At 72.5% G+C, this 18,901-nt stretch carries 13 protein-coding genes; 2 read left to right on the top strand and 11 right to left on the bottom strand.

The annotated features are described in order from the left end of the window. Positions 1–17: 17 nt before the first annotated feature. Entirely contained in the window at positions 18–1,124 is a 1,107-nt protein-coding gene (locus ACO03V_RS11685) for an adenosine deaminase (RefSeq protein WP_423137699.1), read from the top strand. Between the two features lie 494 nt (positions 1,125–1,618). Here ACO03V_RS11685 and ACO03V_RS11680 read toward each other — a convergent pair whose 3' ends face one another. From ACO03V_RS11680 to ACO03V_RS11630, 11 genes are all read right to left on the bottom strand, one after another. Then, the gene (locus tag ACO03V_RS11680) at positions 1,619–2,467 is read right to left on the bottom strand and encodes a hypothetical protein (RefSeq protein ID WP_423137698.1); all 849 of its coding nucleotides are present in this window, start codon (positions 2,465–2,467) and stop codon (positions 1,619–1,621) included. Positions 2,468–2,789: 322 nt separating this feature from the next. Beyond that, positions 2,790–3,872: a class C sortase gene (locus tag ACO03V_RS11675; RefSeq protein ID WP_423137697.1), complete on the bottom strand. Its 1,083-nt coding sequence runs from the start codon at positions 3,870–3,872 to the stop codon at positions 2,790–2,792. A 185-nt stretch (positions 3,873–4,057) separates the two neighbouring features. After that, entirely contained in the window at positions 4,058–5,569 is a 1,512-nt protein-coding gene (locus ACO03V_RS11670) for a SpaH/EbpB family LPXTG-anchored major pilin (RefSeq protein WP_423137696.1), read from the bottom strand. A 68-nt stretch (positions 5,570–5,637) separates the two neighbouring features. Next, on the bottom strand, positions 5,638–9,846 hold the full coding sequence (locus ACO03V_RS11665) for a beta strand repeat-containing protein (RefSeq protein ID WP_423137695.1): 4,209 nt from the start codon (positions 9,844–9,846) through the stop codon (positions 5,638–5,640). A 259-nt stretch (positions 9,847–10,105) separates the two neighbouring features. Beyond that, a complete protein-coding gene (locus ACO03V_RS11660; RefSeq protein ID WP_423137694.1) occupies positions 10,106–10,888 on the bottom strand; it encodes an alpha/beta hydrolase in 783 nt (260 codons plus the stop codon). A 1-nt stretch (position 10,889) separates the two neighbouring features. Further along, positions 10,890–12,044, bottom strand: a complete 1,155-nt coding sequence (locus ACO03V_RS11655; protein ID WP_423137693.1) for a mannitol-1-phosphate 5-dehydrogenase — start codon at positions 12,042–12,044, stop codon at positions 10,890–10,892. Next, entirely contained in the window at positions 12,041–12,481 is a 441-nt protein-coding gene (locus tag ACO03V_RS11650) for a PTS sugar transporter subunit IIA (protein WP_367729637.1), read from the bottom strand. The genes ACO03V_RS11655 and ACO03V_RS11650 overlap by 4 nt, the downstream gene beginning before the upstream one ends. Positions 12,482–12,585: 104 nt before the next feature. Further along, positions 12,586–14,196, bottom strand: coding sequence for a PTS mannitol transporter subunit IICB (locus tag ACO03V_RS11645; RefSeq protein ID WP_367729639.1), 1,611 nt, complete (start codon positions 14,194–14,196; stop codon positions 12,586–12,588). A gap of 55 nt (positions 14,197–14,251) precedes the next feature. After that, entirely contained in the window at positions 14,252–15,934 is a 1,683-nt protein-coding gene (gene ptsP, locus ACO03V_RS11640) for a phosphoenolpyruvate--protein phosphotransferase (protein WP_423137692.1), read from the bottom strand. Between the two features lie 14 nt (positions 15,935–15,948). Then, entirely contained in the window at positions 15,949–16,224 is a 276-nt protein-coding gene (locus ACO03V_RS11635; RefSeq protein ID WP_367729642.1) for an HPr family phosphocarrier protein, read from the bottom strand. Positions 16,225–16,247: 23 nt separating this feature from the next. Then, a complete protein-coding gene (locus tag ACO03V_RS11630; RefSeq protein WP_367729643.1) occupies positions 16,248–16,574 on the bottom strand; it encodes a PTS sugar transporter subunit IIB in 327 nt (108 codons plus the stop codon). 167 nt (positions 16,575–16,741) lie between these two features. Here ACO03V_RS11630 and ACO03V_RS11625 point away from each other — a divergent pair, with 167 nt between their 5' ends. Next, entirely contained in the window at positions 16,742–18,670 is a 1,929-nt protein-coding gene (locus ACO03V_RS11625) for a BglG family transcription antiterminator (RefSeq protein WP_367729645.1), read from the top strand. Positions 18,671–18,901: the final 231 nt, after the last annotated feature.

Raw genomic sequence — 18,901 nt, 5'->3', positions numbered from 1 at the left:
CGAACCGAAGGAGCACCATGCCCACCGACGACGTCCGTATCGAGGGCAAGAGGATCCAGAAGCTGCCCAAGGTCTCGCTGCACGACCACCTGGACGGCGGGATGCGCGCGCAGACCGTCCTCGAACTGGCCGATGAGCTCGACCTCGAGGTGCCCGCCGACGACGCGGCCGGACTCGCGGACTGGTTCGCGGACCACGTCGAGTCGGGCTCGCTCGAGGACTACCTCGAGAAGTTCACGCTCACCGTCGGCGTCCTGCAGACCCGCGAGGGCCTGGTCCGGGCGGCGAAGGAGTTCGTCGAGGACCTCGCCGCCGACGGCGTGGTCTACGGCGAGGTGCGGTGGGCGCCCGAGCAGCATCTCACCCGCGGGCTCAGCCTGGACGACGTCGTCGACGCGGTCCAGGAGGGCATCGAGGAGGGTGAGGATGCCGCCGATGCGCGCGGCCACGACATCCGCGTCGGTCAGCTGCTCACGGCCATGCGGCAGGGCTCCCGGTCGCGCGAGATCGCCGAGCTGGCGGTGTCGTGGCGCGGCCGCGGCGTCGTCGGCTTCGACCTCGCCGGTCCGGAGGAGGGCTTCCCCGCATCGAACCATCGCGGGACGTTCGACTATCTCGCCGAGCAGTTCTTCCCCACGACGGTGCACGCCGGCGAGGGTGCAGGCCTGGCATCCATCCGCTCCGCCCTTCTCGACGGCCGCGCGCTGCGGCTGGGGCACGGCGTGCGGATCGCGAACGACCTCGAGGTGGTCTCGCGCGAGGGCGAGGAGGTCCTCGTGACCTTCGGCGACATGGCGCGCTGGGTGCGCGATCGCGAGATCACCCTCGAGCTGTCGCCGACGTCCAACCTTCAGAGCGGTGCGGTCACCGCGTGGGGCGACACCATGGACGCCCACCCGTTCGACCTGCTGTACCAGCTCGGGTTCTCCGTCACGGTGAACGTCGACAACCGGCTGATGAGCCGGACCTCGCTCACCCGCGAGCTGGGTCTGCTCGTGCAGGCGTTCGACTACGACCTCGACGACCTCGAAGCGTTCCAGCTGAACGCGGCGGCGGGGGCGTTCCTGCCCGTGGAGGAGCGCGAGGAGCTGATCGAGATCATTTCGGAGGGCTTCGCCCGCTGACCCGGCCCGGCCGGTCTGTCACGGCGCCGGTCCGTCGCGCGGGTCCGTCGTCGCCGTGCGTGCCGGGTTCGTCGCGCGGGTCGGTCGTCGCCGTGCGTGCCGAGTCCGTCGCGCGCGTCCGTCGCGCGGGTCCGTCGTCGCCGAACTCCTGACTTTCGGTCGGAATGACCGCTGCCGCGGGTCCGTCCCGGGGCGCTCGGGCGAGATCTCAGGAGTTCGGCGAGCAGGGCTGCCGTCGGGGCCGCTGCGTCCGCTGCCTGTGCCGGGGTCGCTGCGGCGGATGTGCGCCGGGGTCGCTGCCTCGCCGCGACCGCTGCACGTAGCCGTCGTCGCCGAACTCCTGACTTTCGGTCGAATTGGCGGCTGCCGCGGGTCGGTCCCGGGGCGCTCGGGCGAGATCTCAGGAGTTCGGCGGGCAGGGGCCGCGGGCGGGGTCGGATGCCGGGCCCGTGGCATCCCTGGTCCGGGCGCGTCGACGGACCTGCGGGCCGACGTCAGCGGTTCGGGGAGGGCGCGCCGCGGGCGATGACCGCAGCCAGGGACGCTTGGACCCGCTCCGGGTGGAACAGCACGTCCTCCGCCAGAAGCCGCAGGGTCGCGTAGCCGAGTCCGAGTGCGGCGAGGTCGCGTCGCCGGTCGTTCCGGTGCTCTTCCCATCCGCCGTGGAACTGTCGGCTGTCGCACTCGATGATGAGCCAGCCATCGACGAGGAGATCGACCCGGCCGACCCCGCGGATGCGGACCTGCAGGCGGACGTCGCATCCGAGCGCGCGGACCATGAGGCGGACCAGGGTCTCCGTCCCGGCCTCGGATCGGCGGTCGAGGAGCGGACGCAGCACGCGGAAGCGGGCGGGGAGGCGCGAGAACACCTCGTCGATGTCCTGCTCGTCGACGAGGTCCAGGTTCCAGGCGCTGTCGAGCGTGGCGATCGCGGCCCGCGGTGGTTGGCAGCGGACGGACTGGACGAGCGCCTCGACCATCCCGACGACGAGTTCTTCCGGGGCGGCGTCCGACGGCCGCCAATGGCGTCGCGCCCCTTCTGCGAGCCGCGGCCGACGACTTGCCGACGGGTCGAGCTGCACGTGCGGTTCCTGCCGCTCCAGGACGAAGACCCCGCACAGAGACAGCAGGCTGACGCAGTCGAGGCGCCCGCCGATGCGTGCCGCCGCGAGGATCTCCTCGGGATGGCCCGGGAGGGTGTAGCGGCCGCGCCGGACACGGACGAGCGTCCCCTCTCGGACGGCGCGGGCCAGCGTCCAGGGGGTGTGGCCTTCAGCGCGCAGCTCCGCGGCCGTCCGCACGACGGGTTGTGGAGTGTTCGTGTCCTTCCGACCGCGGGCCATGGGGTCAGCCTGGGGGATCGATGCCGGCGAACACGGTGGGGTCGTGCCGGTTTGGGGATGGATGCGGCGCATTGCGCGCTGTGGAGGAGTCGTAGCCGGCGGGGCCACGGCGATGTCGGCTCGGTCGGCCTCTCGCACAACTCCTGAAAGCGTGGAGGGCTCCGCCGGCGGTGCGTGCGCGCTCGTGCCGCGCAACTCCTGAGGTTTTCGGGTTTCCGACCGAGGCCGGCCCGAAACAGGCTGCGCCCGGGTGGTTCTCAGGAGTTGGGTGAGGGGGCGGCGGGCCGGGCGAGGTGGGCGCCGGGCAGCGACCCGCTGATTCTCAGGAGTTCGGCGACCCGGAAGCCGCGGGCCCGGGCGCCGCGGGCCCGGGAGCGGCCGGGGAGGGAGCGGCCGGCCCGGGAGCGGCGGGGGATGAAGCGGTCGACCCGGAAGCCGCGGGCCCGGGAGCGGCGGGCCCGGGAGCGGCCGGCACGAGGCCGGGGGAGGGCGCGGCGGGGGAGGGGCGGCGGGAGCGCGGCGGACGGCCGGACCACCACACGTAGAGGCCGGCCACGACCGCGGCCGCGGCGAGCACGAGGATCCACCACGGGAAGGAGGGGATCTCGGGCCGGGCGCCGGCACCGTCGATGTCGGCCTGCGGGGTCGGGATGACGCGCTCGCCCGTGACGAGGATGCGGTGGCTGTTGACCCCGAGGGGGGTGCAGGTGACCAGGGTGACGAGGTCCCGGCCGACGACCGGCGCGAGCGACTCGGTGTCCTCGGGTCGGACGACCTGGGTCTCGACGACGCGGTACGTGAGCACCTCGCCGAACACCTCGATTGTGAAGGTGTCGTCGAGCGCGACCTGGTCCAGATGGGTGAAGAGCTCGGCGGTCGCGAGACCGCGGTGCGCGGTGAGGACCGAGTGCGTGGTGTCGCCGCCGACGGGCAGGGCCGTGCCCTCGAGGTGGCCCACTCCCTCGTAGAGCACCTCCTCGCTCGTGCCGTGATAGATCGGCAGGTCTACCGCGATGGAGGGGATCTTGAGCCGCGCCATCAGTCCCGCGCCGTCGGAACGGAGCTGCTCGGCGTAGTCGCTGGTCTGGTCGGGGGAGTTCGCCAGCGGCAGTCGTTCGTTCGCGGCGATCTCGGCTCCGCCGTCGACGAGCCGGGTGTTGTACTCCCGGGCGGCATTCAGCTGGTCCGCCAGGGTGCCGGCGCCGAGGTCGCGGATCTGATCGGAGTAGCCGTCGATGATCTGCGACTGGGCGTACTGCGAGAACCAGGCGGCGACCGTCGGGTACATGAGAAGCGCGACGCCGGCGAGGGCGCCGACGGCCAGCAGCAGCGGGATGCGCGGCAGACGCCAGCGGGCGCGGCGACGGTCGCGACGCAGTGCGGGGGCGGGACCGGGGGATGCCACGGGCGCGGCGTCACGTGCGGCGTCGGTTCCCGCGGGTCCTGCGGACGACGCGGCGACGGCCGAATCGTCGGCCGAAGAAGACGACGAAGGGGAGGGCCGCGGAACGGCCCTCCCCTCGGGAAAGGGGGACGACGAGGCAGGGGTGAGCTGCCCCGTCGTCCCCTCTGTCACTGTGCGATCGTCCCTCAGGCCGTGACCTGAGCGGCGCGGGCGCGCCGACGGGCGACGACCAGCGCGGAGCCGACCATGATGCTCAGCAGCGCAGCGCCGCCGACGCCGAACCACAGGCCGCCGTCGCCACCCGTGATCGGCAGGGCGAACGCGGGCACCTGGTTGTGGGCGAACTCGACGTAGTTGCGCACGGGCGCGGTGGTCGAGGTGGGTCCGGGCACGACCGCGGTCAGGATGCGGTCGGGCGACGGGATCTGGTACCCGGTCGGCGGGGTGATCTCGCGCACGTAGTAGTTGCCGGGCGTAATGATCGGGATGACCACGTTGCCGTTGGCACCGGTCGTCCAGTTGGTCTCGCCGTTGATGACGATCGGGTTGGCGCCGTTGATGGCGTCCTGCTCGTTGAGGAACACCTGGTACACCGCGCCGGCGAGCGGCACGCGGCCGTTCGAGGTGGTGTACGCGGAGACGGTGAGCTGGCCGATCGGCGTGCTGCCGGTGACGGTCTCGGTCGCGCCGTTGACGTTCGCGGTCGCCGTGTTGACGATGACGCCGCTGGCGGGGATCGAGGTCGCACGCGTCAGCACGTTGAACGTGACCGTTCCGCCCTGGAGGCCCGCGAGGCGCGTGCGACCGGCGGCGGTGAAGGTCAGCGTCAGCGCGCCGCCCGTGTCGGTGATCGTGTAGTCGGTGCCCTCGGTGAACGTCTGGGCGGTGCCGGCGGCGTTCGTGACGACGACGTTCGACGGCGTGACCCCGGCCGGCACGGTGGCCGCGGTGAGGTACGTCAGCTCGGCGGGCAGGTTGTCCGTGAGCGTGAAGACGTCGATCGCGTCACCGGCGGCGAGCGTCGGGATGGACGAGGCGATCGCCCACCGGACGAGGTCCGGGTTGCGCTGCTCGACCGAGCCCGCCGGGGCGGGGACGCGGGTCTTCGTCAGCTGCGTCACCGCGTTCTTCGGGTAGACGTGCACGTCGTAGATCCACTGGTTCGCCGGGCTGCCCGCGGCACCGGTCGGCGTCGGCAGGGTCACGAGGAACGGAGCGGCGGGGTTGGTCGCCCCCGGCGGCAGCTGGGTCTCGGTGACGAGGTAGACGCCGATGGGCAGACCGGTCGGGTACTGCGCCGCGTCGACCGGGAACGTCGAGACGCCGGCCGCGTTCGACACCGTGGAGGTGAAGCTCACGGTGTTCGGGCGCTGCGCGGCCTGCGCCGGCGTCAGCTGGGCCGCCTGGGTCCAGCCGGCGGCGGTGGTCAGGTCGATGCCGGAGACCAGGGTGGCGGTGAACTGCGCGCCGGCGAGCGGGTCGGCCGGCGGGGTCGCCAGCTCCTGCCCGGTCGACTGCGGGTTCAGGGGGGTCGACGGGCCGAGCGCGTGCTTGTGCAGGGTCAGCGTGCGGTTGATCGCCGAGTCGATGTTGCCCGGGAGCGTCACGGCCGAAGCCGGTGCGACGGCACCGACGGCGGCGAGGGACCCGAGCGCGAGGACGCTCAGAATGGCGCCCGCTCTCTTTCGGATGGACATGGATTTTCCTCTCGGGAGGTGATGCAGGGTGTGTTTCGGGGGTCGGCGTCGTCGGGCGACGGAGGAAGTCATCTGGTCGGGCTTCCTCCTCGGCGACGGCGGTGGATGAGCGCGCCCGCGACGGTGAGGGCGAGCAGGAGGGCTCCGGCGAGGAGGAACGAGTCGGCGCCGACGCCGCCCGTGAGGGGCAGGACGGGGCCCGTCACCGGGGCGTTCACGAACCGGTAGACGACGTTCTGACCGGCGGACGGGGCGACGATGGCGCGGCTGTCGACCGTCGTCCATGTCGTCCCGTCGAGCCGCTCGAGCCGGAGGGTCTGGTAGGCGAGGCGGGTGCCGCTCTGGGTCGGCGCCTCGGAGAGGGTGTACCCGTGGCCCGGGCGCACCTCGAACGTGCTGGCCGCGTTCCCCGCCACGGGGTCGTAGGCCGCGCCGACGCGGGACTGGGTCGGCAGCGTGCCGCCGGTGAGCGCCGCCGGCGTGGCGGTGATGGTCCACGTCGAGGGCTGGAACCCGGCGCTCGGGGTGACGACGTCCTTCAGCACGGTCATCGTCGCCGTGGCGTTGGTGACCGTGCAGGTCACGGCCGCTCCCGTCCGCAGGGTGACGTCGCCGGCCGCGGTCACGGCGACCTCGGTCCCCGTCGACTCGACGCAGCGCCAGGCGCCGACCTGCACGTAGGAGGCGGACCCGCCGGTCTCGCTCAGGCGGTAGGCGCGGGCGGGGCTGACCGGGACGTTGATCACGGCGGCGGTCCCGGTGCGTCCGGTGGGACCGGGCAGGGAGCCGGCCGGCGTGGCCGGGGCGGTGGCGGTGAGCGTCCAGTCGGTCGCCGCGGCGCTGCCGAACGACACGGACTTCACGAGCGTCAGCGACGTCACGGGCTGGTTGATCAGCGTGCACGCGACCGTCGCCGATGGGGCCACCCCCGGGAGGGAGCCGCTGACCACGCCGCCCGTGGTGGTGAAGGTGACGGCGACGGCCGTGCCGTTGACGGTGCACGAGCCGCTGACGAAGGTGAACCGCGTCTGCTGCACCTCCGAGATGGTCAGCGTGGCGCGCGAGGCGGCCGACCCGAACAGGACGGTCCAGGTCGCGCTACCGGAAGCGTCGGTGACCTGACGGGGTGCCTCGCTCGGCAGGACCGTCGCCGTGCCGGCGGTGGCCGTCCCCGCCGTGCCGAGGGTCCAGCCCGCAGCGGGCGTCGACTGCCCCGTCGCGGGGTCGAGGACGCGCTTGGTCACGGTGACCGTGGCGACCGGGCTCGGCGAGTTGAAGAACGTGCACACGACGTTCGCGCCGAAGCGGTCCGGCATCGTGAGGCTGCCCGTCGGCCCGCTGGCGGTGGAGATCCGGATGCCGTCGGTCCAGCACTCGAGCCGCACGGTGTAGACGGCGATGGTCGAGGTGGACCCGGCGGCCATGGCCTCCGAGACGGTGAGCGTCGAACCGGTCGGTGCGGGGAACGGTCCGACCTGCGCCGCCTGGCGACCGGTCGTGGTCCCGGTGGTGGTGGCCGTCCCGAGCACGCCGTTGGCGTCGGCGAGGCTGATCTGGAACTGGTCCGCCGCGGCTGCACGACCGACGACGTTCTTCAGCACCGACACGGTGCCGGGGCTGTTGCAGCTGGCGAGGTCGGTCGAGGCGAAGTCGACGCGGGGGGATCCGGCGACGCGCGTCCAGGTGGTGGGGTCTAACTCGTAGGTGCTCGTGTTGCTCGAGAGGTACACCGTCCCGCGGGGCGAGAAGGCGATGCCGTTCACGCTGCCGAAGGCGGGGGAGGCGTCCAGCCCGTTCAGGGTGCGCGTCGTGGACGTGCTCACGGGGAGGGTGCCGCCGTTCGCGGCCGCGAGGGTCTCGGCGCTGACGGTGAAGATTGCCGCACTGCTGGCGTTGTTGACGGTGGCGGCGCCCAGCACGTAGAGGTTGCCGCGGTTGTCGAACGCCATGTCGCCGTTGCCGTTCGGCGCCGATCCGGCGCTGAAGGAGCCGAGGTAGGTGAAGCGGGATGCCGCGGGGGCGGACTCCGAGAAGCTCCAGAGGTAGAACGAGCCGGCGTTGTACTTGCCGAAGAGGTAGCGGCCGGTGGCGAGGTCGACGGCTCCGGCGACGATGCTGCCGCCGATGGCGGTCCCCGCGCGGTCGGCGGTCGTGTACGCGGTGTTGGCGAGCGTCTCGAACCCGCCCGCGGACGTCCACTTCAGAACGGACAGAACGTTCACGGCATCCGTCGACCGGTTCAGGGCGTAGGCCAGGGACCCGTTCGCGGCCACGCCGAGGGAGTTCGCGCCCGTGACGTTCGCCCACGAGCCCACGTTCGCCTGCGAGCCGCCGATGCCGTCGCCCTGGACGAGCGTGCCGTTCGCGGTGACGCCGTAGTACAGCCCGCTGTCGCAGAACAGACGCGTCTGCTGGACCGTGTTGGTGAAGGTGCAGACGACCTCGGCGCCGTCGTCGGCGGGCATCGTGATCGTGCCCGAGCGCGAGGTGCCCGTGGCGATGACGGTGCCGTCGCGGGTGCAGTCGTAGGAGCTCGCGTACCCGAGCCCGGGTCCGGAGGTCGGCGTCTCGTTGATCGTGTACGTGCCGCCGGCGTCGACGATGAGGCGCGACACCTGCGCCGCCTGCACGCCGGTCGCGGCGCCGGTGGTCGTCGCGGACGCGAGGACCGTGCTGCCGCTGCGGACCGACAGCGTGAACTGGTCGGTGGTCGCCAGACGGGCGGGGAGGTTCTTCCGCACGGTGAGGCGCGAGGCCGGCACGACGGTGAGGGTGGCGGCGTCGGGGGCGACGAGCATGGTGGCCACGTTGGCGGCGGCGTTGCTGTACGTGCCCTCGGTCGCGGCGACCACGTTGACGGTGATCGTGCACGAGGTCGCCCCGGCGGCCAGGTCGCCGCCGGTCGCGGAGACGGTGGCGGCGCCGGCGACCGCGGACACGGCGAACGCGGTGCCCGTCACCTGGGCGCAGGTGCCGCCGACGGCGGGGGCGGATGCCACGGCGAGGCCGGCCGGGAGGGTGTTGGTGAACGACCAGTCGTTCTTGGCCGCGAGCTCGGTGGTGTTCGTGATCGTGTACGTCAGCGTGGAGGGCGTGCCGACGGGGACGCTCGCGGGGCTGAAGGCGAGGTCGAGGCTGGGGGTGACGTCGAGCACGCGCAGGTTGTCGACGCCGAACCCGCTGCCGGTGCCCGTGACCGTGTTGGTGAGACGCACCTGCGCGGCGGAGATCTGCGCGGGCGTCAGGAGGGCGGAGGCGGTGCCGGTGTAGGTGGCCGCGCGGGCGGAGGTGCTGATGGCGGGGTCCAGGATGCCGCCGATGCCGCCCGTCGCGGCGAGCGTCGGCGTCGAGGTGTAGAAAACCGGGCCGGTCGCGGCGCACGGGTTCACCGCGGTGGGGAAGGCGTTCAGCAGGGTCGTCGCCCCCGAGAACAGCGAGAGCGACAAAGCGGGCGGGTTGGCGCCGCAGGGGGCGCCCGCGGCGTCGAAGCGCAGCGTGTAGTAGCGCGAACCGCCGGCGGTGACGCCGATGCCCGCGGCGCTCTGCGCGACGACCGTGCCGCCGGCCGTGGCGTAGGGGAGGGCGACGAGCGCGTGGTTCGTGCGCGTGGTCGTGGTCGAACCGGCCACGGGGGTGTTCGCCGTCGTGGAGCCGGCGACGCCGGCGGCGACCTGGCCGAGCACGTCGGCGAGCCGGCGGACCTCGCGGGCCGAGATGGTCGTCTGACCGAGGCCCTGGCTCGGGCAGAACTGGGCGTTCGGGTAGCCGGCGGTGTAGTTCACGAGCACGCCGGTGCAGTTCGTCCCGGTGGCCCAGCCGGTCGAGGTGTATCGCCCGCCCGCGTACGCGGTGATCGACGAGGGCGTGGTGGTGTTCAGGCCCTGCTCGAAGGTCTCGATCCACACGTCCGCCGGCTGCTCCGGCACGCCGGCGGCGAGTATCCCGACGTTGGCGGCGGACAGGCGCTGCGCGCTCGAGGTGCGATCCGTCGGCGTGACGGTCGGCGCGGAGGAGGACGGGGATGCGGTGGGCGTCGGCGTGGAGGTCGTCGTCGGTGCCGGCGTGCTCGCGGGGGTCGCCGTGGGCGTCGGCGTCGCAGCCGTCGAGGCCGAGGCGGACGGCGTCGGAGCCGGGGTCGCCGTCGGAGCAGGGGACGGGGCAGCCGTCGCCGTCGGCGTGGGGGTCGCCGTGGGATCCGCGGCCGCGGCGACGGCCATGGCGGGCGTCACCGCGAGCCCGGCCACGAGGGCGAGGGAGGCGGTGACCGCGGTGAACACCGAACGCCGCCGCAGCGGGCGGGACGTTTCACGGCGCGAAGAAGACATGGGCCTCGAGGACGGCGCGGGGCCGTTCAGGGGTCGATGAACGCGTCGTCGTGGCGAGTCGACGGAGCGATCGAGAGTCGGCGGGGGATCTCGTCCCGGGCTCTCGTCCGTACGCACTCGCGAGGAAATCCGGTCGTTCAGATCGTAAAAAGCCGGTCGCCTGCCGCTCAACGGCCTTCGCTACCGGAAGGGCTACGCAGTTCGGCCGGAACTACCTAGTTTCGTACGGGAGTTCACGGAGCTCGTCGGCGATCTCGCGGGCGACGTCCTCGGGCGCGAGGGAGGGCGTGCCGTCACCGGCCTGCGGACCGTACGCGCCGAAGGAGGCGTGGGAGGCGCCGTCGATCTCGACGAAGATCGCGTCCGGGGGGAGGAGGGGAGCGGCATCCCGGATCTTCTCCGGAGTGGACAACAGGTCCTCGGATCCGGACAGGCTCAGCACCGGCAGGCCCGACGCGGACAGGTCGGTCGCGCAGTACGAGGCGAAGAGCACGAGGGCGTCGGCGTCCGCGGCCAGCTGGCAGGCGCGGACGCCGCCGAGGGAGTGCCCGCCGACGGCCCAGGCGTCCACGCCGGGCGCGAGATCGGTGAACGTGGACAGCGGCCGGGGATCGAAGAACGCGAGGTTCAGCCAGGGGCGGGTGATGACGACGGTGAGGCCGTCGTCGACGACGGCGTCGCGGAGCACGGCGGCGTACGCCCAGGGATCGACCTTCGCGCCGGGGATGAACACCAGGCCCTCGCCGGTACCGCCGTCCGCGGGGGTGAGGACGATGCCGGCCCCCTCGTCCACGGCGCTCAGCGCGGGATCGGCGCGCACCTCCGCGAGCGGGCCGGCCTCGGCCGCCATGACGCCGACCTGGCTGTAGATCAGGATGCCGCCGACCAGCAGCACCACGAGGGCGCCGAGACCGCCGAGGATCCACCGCAGAACACGACGACGCCGGCGGGGCGCTCTGCGCGCCCCGCCGGCGTCGGACGTGGTCTCGGTCACCTCAGGAGCGTACCGCCGCCTGTCGGGCGCTCACGATCTCGACGATGCGCGCGAACAGGGGATGCGCGGCGTCGAGCCCGGTGACCTCGGCGGTGAACGCCTCGGCGTCGAGCTCGCGCAGCAGGCGCTGCAGGTCCACGGCCTGGGTGTCCTCGGTGTCGGAGAACTCCAGGGCCGCGGCCATCGCCGCGACGAGCGCGTCGACGGGCAGCCCGCGCTCGACCGCCTCGGCGGCGGGGCCGACGAAGCGCTCGTGACGCGACAGCTTGCGCAGCGGCTGACGGCCCACGCGCCACACCGTGTCAGGAAGGGCGGCGTTGCGGAACCGGCGGAGGATCGTCTGCCGGTAGTCGCCCTGCACCGCGGCATCCAGCTCGTGCTTCTCCACCAGCAGCGCGCTCGTCTCCTCCAGCGCCGCCTCGACCTTCGCGGCGATGTCCGCGTCGGCGAGGGCGTCGGAGATGCGGTCGATGCCCGCCTGCGCGCCGAAGTACGCGGTGGTCGCGTGACCGGTGTTCACCGTGAACAGCTTGCGCTCGATGTACGGCTCGAGGTCGTCGACGAAGTGCGCGCCGGGGATGTTCGGCGGGGTGTCGCCGAAGGGGCCCCGCTCGATCGCCCACTCATAGAACGGCTCGACCGTGACGTCCACGCCCTGACCGGCGGCCTGCGCGGGGACGATGCGGTCGACGGCGGTGTTGGCGAACACCGCGCGGGAGACCAGCGCGTCCCACGACTCCGCGGCGATCGCGATGACGTGCTCGCGCAGCTGGTCCGTGGCGCCGATGGCGTTCTCGCACGCCATGACCTGCAGCGGCGGCAGCGCGGGGTCGCGCAGCGCAAGACCGGCGACGATGTGCGGGGCGACGAACTTCAGGATGGTCGGGCCGACGGCAGTGGTCACCACGTCCGCCGTCGCGATCTCGTCCACGAGAGCATCGGTGTCGGTGGAGCTGTCGATCGCGCGGAACCCGGTCACCGTCTTGTCGACGCCGCCTTCGCCGACCTCGTGGACCGTGTACGAGGACACCGCGTTGATGGCATCCACGAGGGGCTTCGCCACGTCCGAGAAGACGAGGTCGTACCCGCCTTTGTGGAGGAGCAGGCCGACGAAGCCGCGCCCGATGTTGCCCGCGCCGAAGTGGACGGCCTTCATGCGTTGATCGACCCCGCGATGATGTCGTAGAGCTCCTCCGGCGTGGCGGCGGCCTTGAGGCGCGCGACGTCGTCCTCCTCCGAGAAGAGGATGGCGATCTGCGAGAGGATCTCGAGGTGCTCGTCGCCCTTGCCGGCGATGCCGACGACGAACGTGACGGGCTCGCCGTTCCAATCGACGCCGCCGTCGTAGCGGACGACCGAGAGGCCGGACTCGAGGATGGCCTGCTTGGTCTCGTTGGTGCCGTGGGGGATGGCCAGCTCGTTGCCCATGTAGGTCGAGACGGTCTCCTCGCGCTGCTGCATCGCGGCGAAGTAGTCGCCGGTGACGGCGCCGGCGGCCTGCAGGATGTCGGCCGCCTCCTTCATCGCCTCCTCGCGCGTCGCGCTGCCGGGGTGGATGCGCACCGAATCGGTGCTGAGGACGTCACGTGACATGTTGCTCGCCTTTCTCGTCGTGCTGTCCAGCCTCGCAGGGGAGGGCCGGACGGGAAAGCGGAGGGGCCGGTGCTCGCGCTGCCGGCCCCTCCGTGATATCGGACTTATCGTCCGTCGTGCTGGGTGCGGACCATCTCCACGACCTCGTCGTACTTCGGCGAGTTCATGAAGTTGTCGACCGAGACGTGGACGGCGTCCGGCGTCTGCGCCTTCGCGCGGTCGGTCAGCTGGTTCTGCGTGATGACCAGGTCGGAGGCGGCCGGGTCGAGGTTCGCGATGGCCTTGTTGACCACCGTGACGTCCTCGATGCCCGCCTTCTTGATCTTGTTGCGCAGGACGCTCGCGCCCATGGCCGACGACCCCATGCCCGCGTCGCACGCGAACACGATGTTGCGGATCGGCTTGCTGGCGGTCGAGACGCCCGCGACCTGCTCGGCGGCAGCGGCGGTCGACGCCTGCGCACCCGCGGTGGGGGCGGTGGCGGCGCCGGCGCCGGCGGCCAGACCGGACAGGGCCGACGAGCTCTTGCCCTTGTTCAGCTCGGTCTGCGCGATGGCCGCGGCCAGCGAGTCGCCGCCCTCGGCCTCGGCCTGCAGGTCGCGCTTGCGCGAGGCGAGCAGGAGCAGCGCGGTGACGAGGAACGTCACACCGGCCGAGAGGAGCACCGACAGGACGACGCCGAGGTAGCTGCCCGGGGCGGTGTTGATGAGGACCGCGAAGATCGACCCCGGCGAGGCGGGGGCGACCAGGCCCGACTGGAAGATGACGTTCGTCAGGACGCCCGTCGCACCACCGGCGATGAGGCCGAGGATGAGGATCGGCTTGGCGAGGACGTACGGGAAGTACACCTCGTGGATGCCGCCGAGGAACTGGATGATGAACGCACCCGGGGCCGTGGCGCGCGCGGCGCCCACACCGAAGACGGCGATCGCGAGCAGCAGACCCGCGCCGGGGCCGGGGTTGGCCTCGACGAGGAACAGCAGGCTGCGGCCGGTGTCGACGACCTGCTGGCTGCCGAGCGGGGTGAAGACGCCGTGGTTGATGGCGTTGTTCAGGAACAGCACCTTGGCGGGCTCGACGATGACGCTGGCCAGCGGGAGCAGACCGGTCTGGACGAGCCAGCCCACCGCGCCACCGAGCACCTCGGTCACGAAGCGCATGATCGGCGCGAGGAAGAAGAACGCCGCGAGCGCCGAGAAGAACGCCACGAAACCGGCCGAGAAGTTGTCGACCAGCATCTCGAAGCCGGGCTTGATCTTGCCCTGCCACGGCTTCTCGACGACCTTCAGCAGCAGCGCCGCGAGCGGGCCGGCGATCATCGCGCCGAGGAACATGATGGTGCCGTCGGCACCGGTGATGACACCCATCGCCGCGACCGCGCCGACGACGCCACCGCGGTGGCCGTGGACGATGCGACCACCGGTGAAGGCGATCAGCAGCGGGAGCAGGTAGGTGATGATCGGGCCCACGAGGCCGGGGTAGACGGTGCCGTCGGCACCCGTTCCGCCGCCGAGGATGTACGAGTCGGCCCAGCGCCATCCCTCGACGGGCGACTCGGAGCCGATCCAGCCGGTGGGGATGAACAGGGCCGTGATGAGGCCCCACGCGATGAAGGCCGCGATGTTGGGCATGACCATGCCGGAGAGGAACGTGCCGAACCGCTGGATCCGGACGCGCACACCTCCCGGCGCGGTTGCGGTAGACGTCGTCGTCATTGCTGTGTCTCCTTGTCGTCGTCGCGGCGGGTACCGCGATCAGTGATGTGCCGGGTCAGACCGCGACAGGGGTGGAGGCGGACTGGGCCGCCTCCCGGGCGGAGGCCGCGTCGTCCGCGGCCAGGGCTGCCTCGGCGATGCGACGTGCATCGTCGAGAGAGTGCGAGAGCAGGGTGGCGCGCACGTCGGCGAGGGCCGTGGGGGCCATCGACAGCGTGGTGGCGCCGAGACCGACCAGCACGACCGCGAGAAGCGGGTCGGCCGCCGCCTCGCCGCAGATGCCGACGGGCTTGCCGTGGGCACGGCCGGCGGCGCCGACCTCGCGGATGAGGCGGAGGACGGCGGGATGCCACGGGTCCTGGAACGACGCGACCGAGCCGAGCAGACGGTCGGCGGCGAGCGTGTACTGGGTCAGGTCGTTCGTGCCGATCGACGCGAAGTCCGCGATCTGGAGGATGCGGTCGGCCAGCAGCGCGGACGAGGGGACCTCGACCATGACGCCGGTCGTCTTCAGGCCGTAGTCCTTCGCGAGCTCGGTGAAGTAGCGGGTCTCCTCGACGGTCGAGACCATCGGCGCCATGACCCACAGGTCGGCGGGGCCGGCCTCGGTCTTGCGGGTGGCGGCGTCCGCCTCGGCCAGCGCCGTCAGCTGCTCGCGGAGGATGTCCTCGCTCGCCCGCAGGGCGCGGAGGCCGCGGAGGCCGAGGGCCGGGTTCTCCTCGTGCGCGTCGTTGAGGAACGGCAGCGGCTTGTCGGCGCCGGCGTCGAGCACGCGCACGACGACCTTCTTGCCGGGGAAGGCGCTGAGCAGCTCGGTGTAGGCCTCGCGCTGCTCCTCGACGGTGGGCGCGGAGCTGGAGCTGAGGAAGAGGAATTCGGTGCGGAACAGGCCGACGCCCTCGGCGCCGAGCTCGACCGCCTCGGCGGCGCCGCCCGGCTTGCCGAGGTTCGCCAGCAGGGGCACCTTGGTCCCGTCCGACAGGGCGCCGTCGGTGATCGGGGCGGAGGCGGCGGCGGCGCGGGAGGCGGCGCGGGTCAGCGCGCGGCCCTTCTCCTCGTCGGTCGGGTCCACGGTGACGACCCCGGCGGCGGCGTCCACGATCACGGTCTGGCCGTCGGCGAGGTCCTTCGCGGCGGCGGCGCCGACGATGGCGACGATCGACTTCTCGCGAGCGAGGATCGCGGTGTGGGACGTCGGGCCGCCCTCGGTGGTGACCAGGGCCAGCACCTTGTCGAGGTCGAGCAGCGCGGTGTCGGCGGGGGCGAGGTCCTTCGCGACGAGCACGAACGGGTGGCCCGGGTCGGGGACGCCGGGGGCGGCGACGCCGCGCAGACGGGCGATCACGCGCTGAGCGACGTCGTCGAGGTCGGCGGCGCGCTCCCCGAGGTAGCCGCCGAGGGCGGTGAGCTGCTCGCGGAACGACGCGAAGGCGTCGAAGACGGCGAACTCGCCGGTCTTACCGGCCTGCAGGCGGGTGTCGACCTCGGCCTCGAGGGTGGGGTCCTCGGCCATCATGGCCTGGGCCTCGAGCACGTCGCGGGCGGCGCCGCCGGCCTGCGCGCCGCGCTCCTCGAGCTCGCGCGCGACGGCGGCGACGGCGTCGCGCACCCGCGTCGTCTCGTCCTCGACCGACAGCGAGCTCTTCGTGTCCTGGGGAGCGGGCAGGGGCTCCGCCATGCGTGCGATGGGGCCCTGGGCCACGCCCAGGCCGATTCCGACTCCGCGAAGTTCCGTCATGTCTGTTCTCTTCCTCACTCGGCGTCGTGGTCGGTGGTCAGCAGCTCGGACAGCCGCTCGATGGCGGCGTCGGCGCCGTCGCCGTCCGCCGTGAGCGTGACGTAGTCGCCCTGGTCCAGGCCGAGCGCGATGATGCCGAGGATGCTCGCGGCGTTCACCGGCTTGCCGGCGTCCTTCGCGATGGTGATCGGGATGCCGGCCTCTTTCGCGGCCTGCGCGAAGAGCTTCGCGGGCCGCGCGTGCAGGCCGTGCGACGAGCCGATGCGGACCGTCCGGGTGAGCTGGGGCATGGGGGTGTTCCTTTCCGGGCGGGTCAGACGCGGTCCGCGGTCGGCCGGGTGCTGAGCGCGTCTTCCACGAGCGCCAGCGTGCGGCTTCCGTCCAGGTCGGAGAAGACGTCCTCGGGCAGCAGCACGACCAGCACCCCCCTCGTCGCGGCATCCTGCTGGATCCGTTCCAGGTCGGGGGCCAGGTGCGGGCCGACGAGGACGATGTCGGTCGCGTCGAGGTCGTTCGGGATCGATCTCGGGGTCCCCGCTGTCGCGGAGTAGGGGAGGCCGCGATCGTGGGCGGCGTGACGAACACGCTGTGCGACGAATGTGCTCGACGCACCGGCGCCGCACACCACGAGGATCCTCATCGACCCGCCTCCTTCCTTCCGATTGTCATGAGCGGACTCCCAGCGGACAACCAGGTTCGTTTCCCACCCCCCGGAACATGGATGCCGCCCCCGGCGCCCGCGCGCGACGCACATGGTTGGATGGTTCTCAGCGCCGTATCCACCCATGGCGGCGCGGAGGACGGATCGTGACGACGAAGGCTCGCCAAGACCGCCTGCTGGCCCTGCTGCTGCGGGACGGGGAGTGGTCCACCGCCGCCTCCCTGGCCGACGCCCTCGGAGTGACCCCTCGGAGCGTGCGGTCCTACGTCACCGCCGTCAACGCGCGCGTGCCCGCGGGCGCGGCCATCGAGTCGGGGCCGCTCGGCTACCGCGCCGGGTCCGCCGCCGCGGCCGCGCTGCGCTCCACCTCAGCGACCGACACGGGCACCCCGCGCGACCGTCTGCACACTTTGGTGCGGCGACTGCTCGACGCGCCCGACGGCATCGACGTGTTCGCGACCGCCGAGGACCTGTTCGTCAGCGCGGCCACCCTCGAGGCCGACCTCGCCCGTGTGCGGGGGCTCCTCGGCGGCACCGAGCTCACCCTCGAACGTTCGGCGTCGACCGCGCGGCTGCGGGGCACCGAGGTCGCTCAGCGGCGGCTGCTGTCCAAGCTCGCGCACGACGAGATGGATGCCGGCATGTTCGACCTCGATGCCCTTCGGCGCACGCTCGGCGAGCGCTCGGTCGGCGCGCGGGCCTTCGGTCCGTTCAAGGCGGAGCTCGTCGCCGAGCTGGGCGCCCTCGGCTACTTCGTGAACGAGATCGGCATCGGCGACGTGGTGATGCACATCGCCATCGCGGCGGACCGCGTCGCCCGTGACCGCGGCCTCGGACAGGCCAGCGGCGAGGCGTCCGAGGCGGCGGAGACGGTCGCGGACCTGCTGGACCGGCTGACCCTCAAGCACATCGGCGTCCAGCTCGGGGCGGGGGACCGTCGGCACCTGGCCACCCTCGTCCTCACCCGCGTGGTCGCCCCCGGTGCCCCGGCCGCCGACGAGGTGCGGGCCCGGCTCGACCCCGCGGTCGAGTCCGCCGTGCGCGGAGTCGTCGAGGGGGCGGCATCCCAATTCCTCGTCGACATCGACCACGACGACTTCATCCTCCGCCTGGCGCTGCACGTGCAGAACCTGCTGCACCGGTCGCGGGAGCAGGCATGGTCGCGCAACCCGCTGACGCGGTCGTTGAAGTCGACCTACCCGATGATCTTCGAGGTCGCGGTGTTCATCGCGAAGGGACTGCAGGACGGTCTCGGCATCCCGATCCTCGACGACGAGATCGCGTACATCGCGATGCACGTCGGCGGGCGCCTGGAGCGCAGCCGTCGCGCCGATCAGCTGCTCACGGCGACGATCGTGTGCCCCGGCTACTACGAGCTGCACGAGCTGCTGCGTTCGTCCGTGGACCGCTCGCTCGGACAGGCGATCGAGGTCGTCGGCGTCGAGACGCGCATCGACCCCGCCTGGGACTCCATCGACACGGACCTCGTCCTCACCACGATCGACCCGCCCCGGCCGGGGGAGCGGTTCGTCCGCATCCAGCCGTTCCTCACCGAGGCCGACGTGGAGCGCGTGCAGTCCGCGGCGAGCCGGGTGCGGCGCGGGCGGCGGCTCGCGCGCCTGCGGGCGGAGCTGGAGCGGTACTTCTCGGCGGGCGCGTTCGTCCGGGGACTGGATGCCGCCGGCGGCGAGGCCGAGGTCATCCGCCGTCTCGGCGGGATGCTCGTGGCCCAGGACGTCATCGACGACGACTACGTGCTGCGGGCCGTGGAGCGCGAGGCGATCTCGTCGACGGCGTTCACCGACGCCCTCGCCGTGCCGCACGCGATGGGCATGACCGCGACGCAGACCCGCATCGCGATCGGCATCGCCGACCCGTCCATCGCCTGGGGCGAGGGGCGCGTGCAGGTGGTGGCGCTCGTGGCGTTCTCGGAGGCGGACCGCGAGGCGTTCCAGACGGTGTTCGAGCAGTTCGTCGAGGTGTTCAGCGAGCGTGACAGCGTGCAGCGCATCGTCCGCCGGGCGACGTCGTTCGCGGCGTTCCTCGACGAGCTCGTGGCCGTGATCGACGGCTGACCCGCCGCCGCGCCCGCCCGGCCGCCCGCCCTGCCGCCCGGCCGCCCGCCCGCCCGCCCGCTCGAGCTCCGCGCACCGAAGTGGCCCCGGGGCCACTTTGCGCGCCCCGGGGCCACTTCGCTGTCCTGTGCAGACGTCGAGAGGCGTCCCCCGAACCCTCCGTGCGTCCTGCCCGGAGCGGGGTTGAGGCGCAAAGTGGCCCCGGGGCCACTCTGTGCGCCCCGGGGCCAC

Origin of the sequence: Microbacterium sp. HMH0099 (genome assembly GCF_049384025.1) — a bacterium.
Classification (GTDB): domain Bacteria; phylum Actinomycetota; class Actinomycetes; order Actinomycetales; family Microbacteriaceae; genus Microbacterium.
The sequence above is the reverse complement of the archived record's forward strand: the minus strand, read 5'-3'. Positions and strand labels throughout refer to the sequence as shown.

Excerpts from the sequence above, each read along its gene's own strand:
- ACO03V_RS11635 (WP_367729642.1), bottom strand. The coding sequence starts at position 16,224 with ATGCCCCAGCTCACCCGGACGGTCCGCATCGGCTCGTCGCACGGCCTG.
- ACO03V_RS11670 (WP_423137696.1), bottom strand. The coding sequence starts at position 5,569 with ATGTCCATCCGAAAGAGAGCGGGCGCCATTCTGAGCGTCCTCGCGCTC.
- ACO03V_RS11655 (WP_423137693.1), bottom strand. The coding sequence starts at position 12,044 with ATGAAGGCCGTCCACTTCGGCGCGGGCAACATCGGGCGCGGCTTCGTC.
- ACO03V_RS11645 (WP_367729639.1), bottom strand. The coding sequence starts at position 14,196 with ATGACGACGACGTCTACCGCAACCGCGCCGGGAGGTGTGCGCGTCCGG.
- ACO03V_RS11650 (WP_367729637.1), bottom strand. The coding sequence starts at position 12,481 with ATGTCACGTGACGTCCTCAGCACCGATTCGGTGCGCATCCACCCCGGC.
- ACO03V_RS11685 (WP_423137699.1), top strand. The coding sequence starts at position 18 with ATGCCCACCGACGACGTCCGTATCGAGGGCAAGAGGATCCAGAAGCTG.
- ptsP (WP_423137692.1), bottom strand. The coding sequence starts at position 15,934 with ATGACGGAACTTCGCGGAGTCGGAATCGGCCTGGGCGTGGCCCAGGGC.
- ACO03V_RS11630 (WP_367729643.1), bottom strand. The coding sequence starts at position 16,574 with ATGAGGATCCTCGTGGTGTGCGGCGCCGGTGCGTCGAGCACATTCGTC.
- ACO03V_RS11680 (WP_423137698.1), bottom strand. The coding sequence starts at position 2,467 with ATGGCCCGCGGTCGGAAGGACACGAACACTCCACAACCCGTCGTGCGG.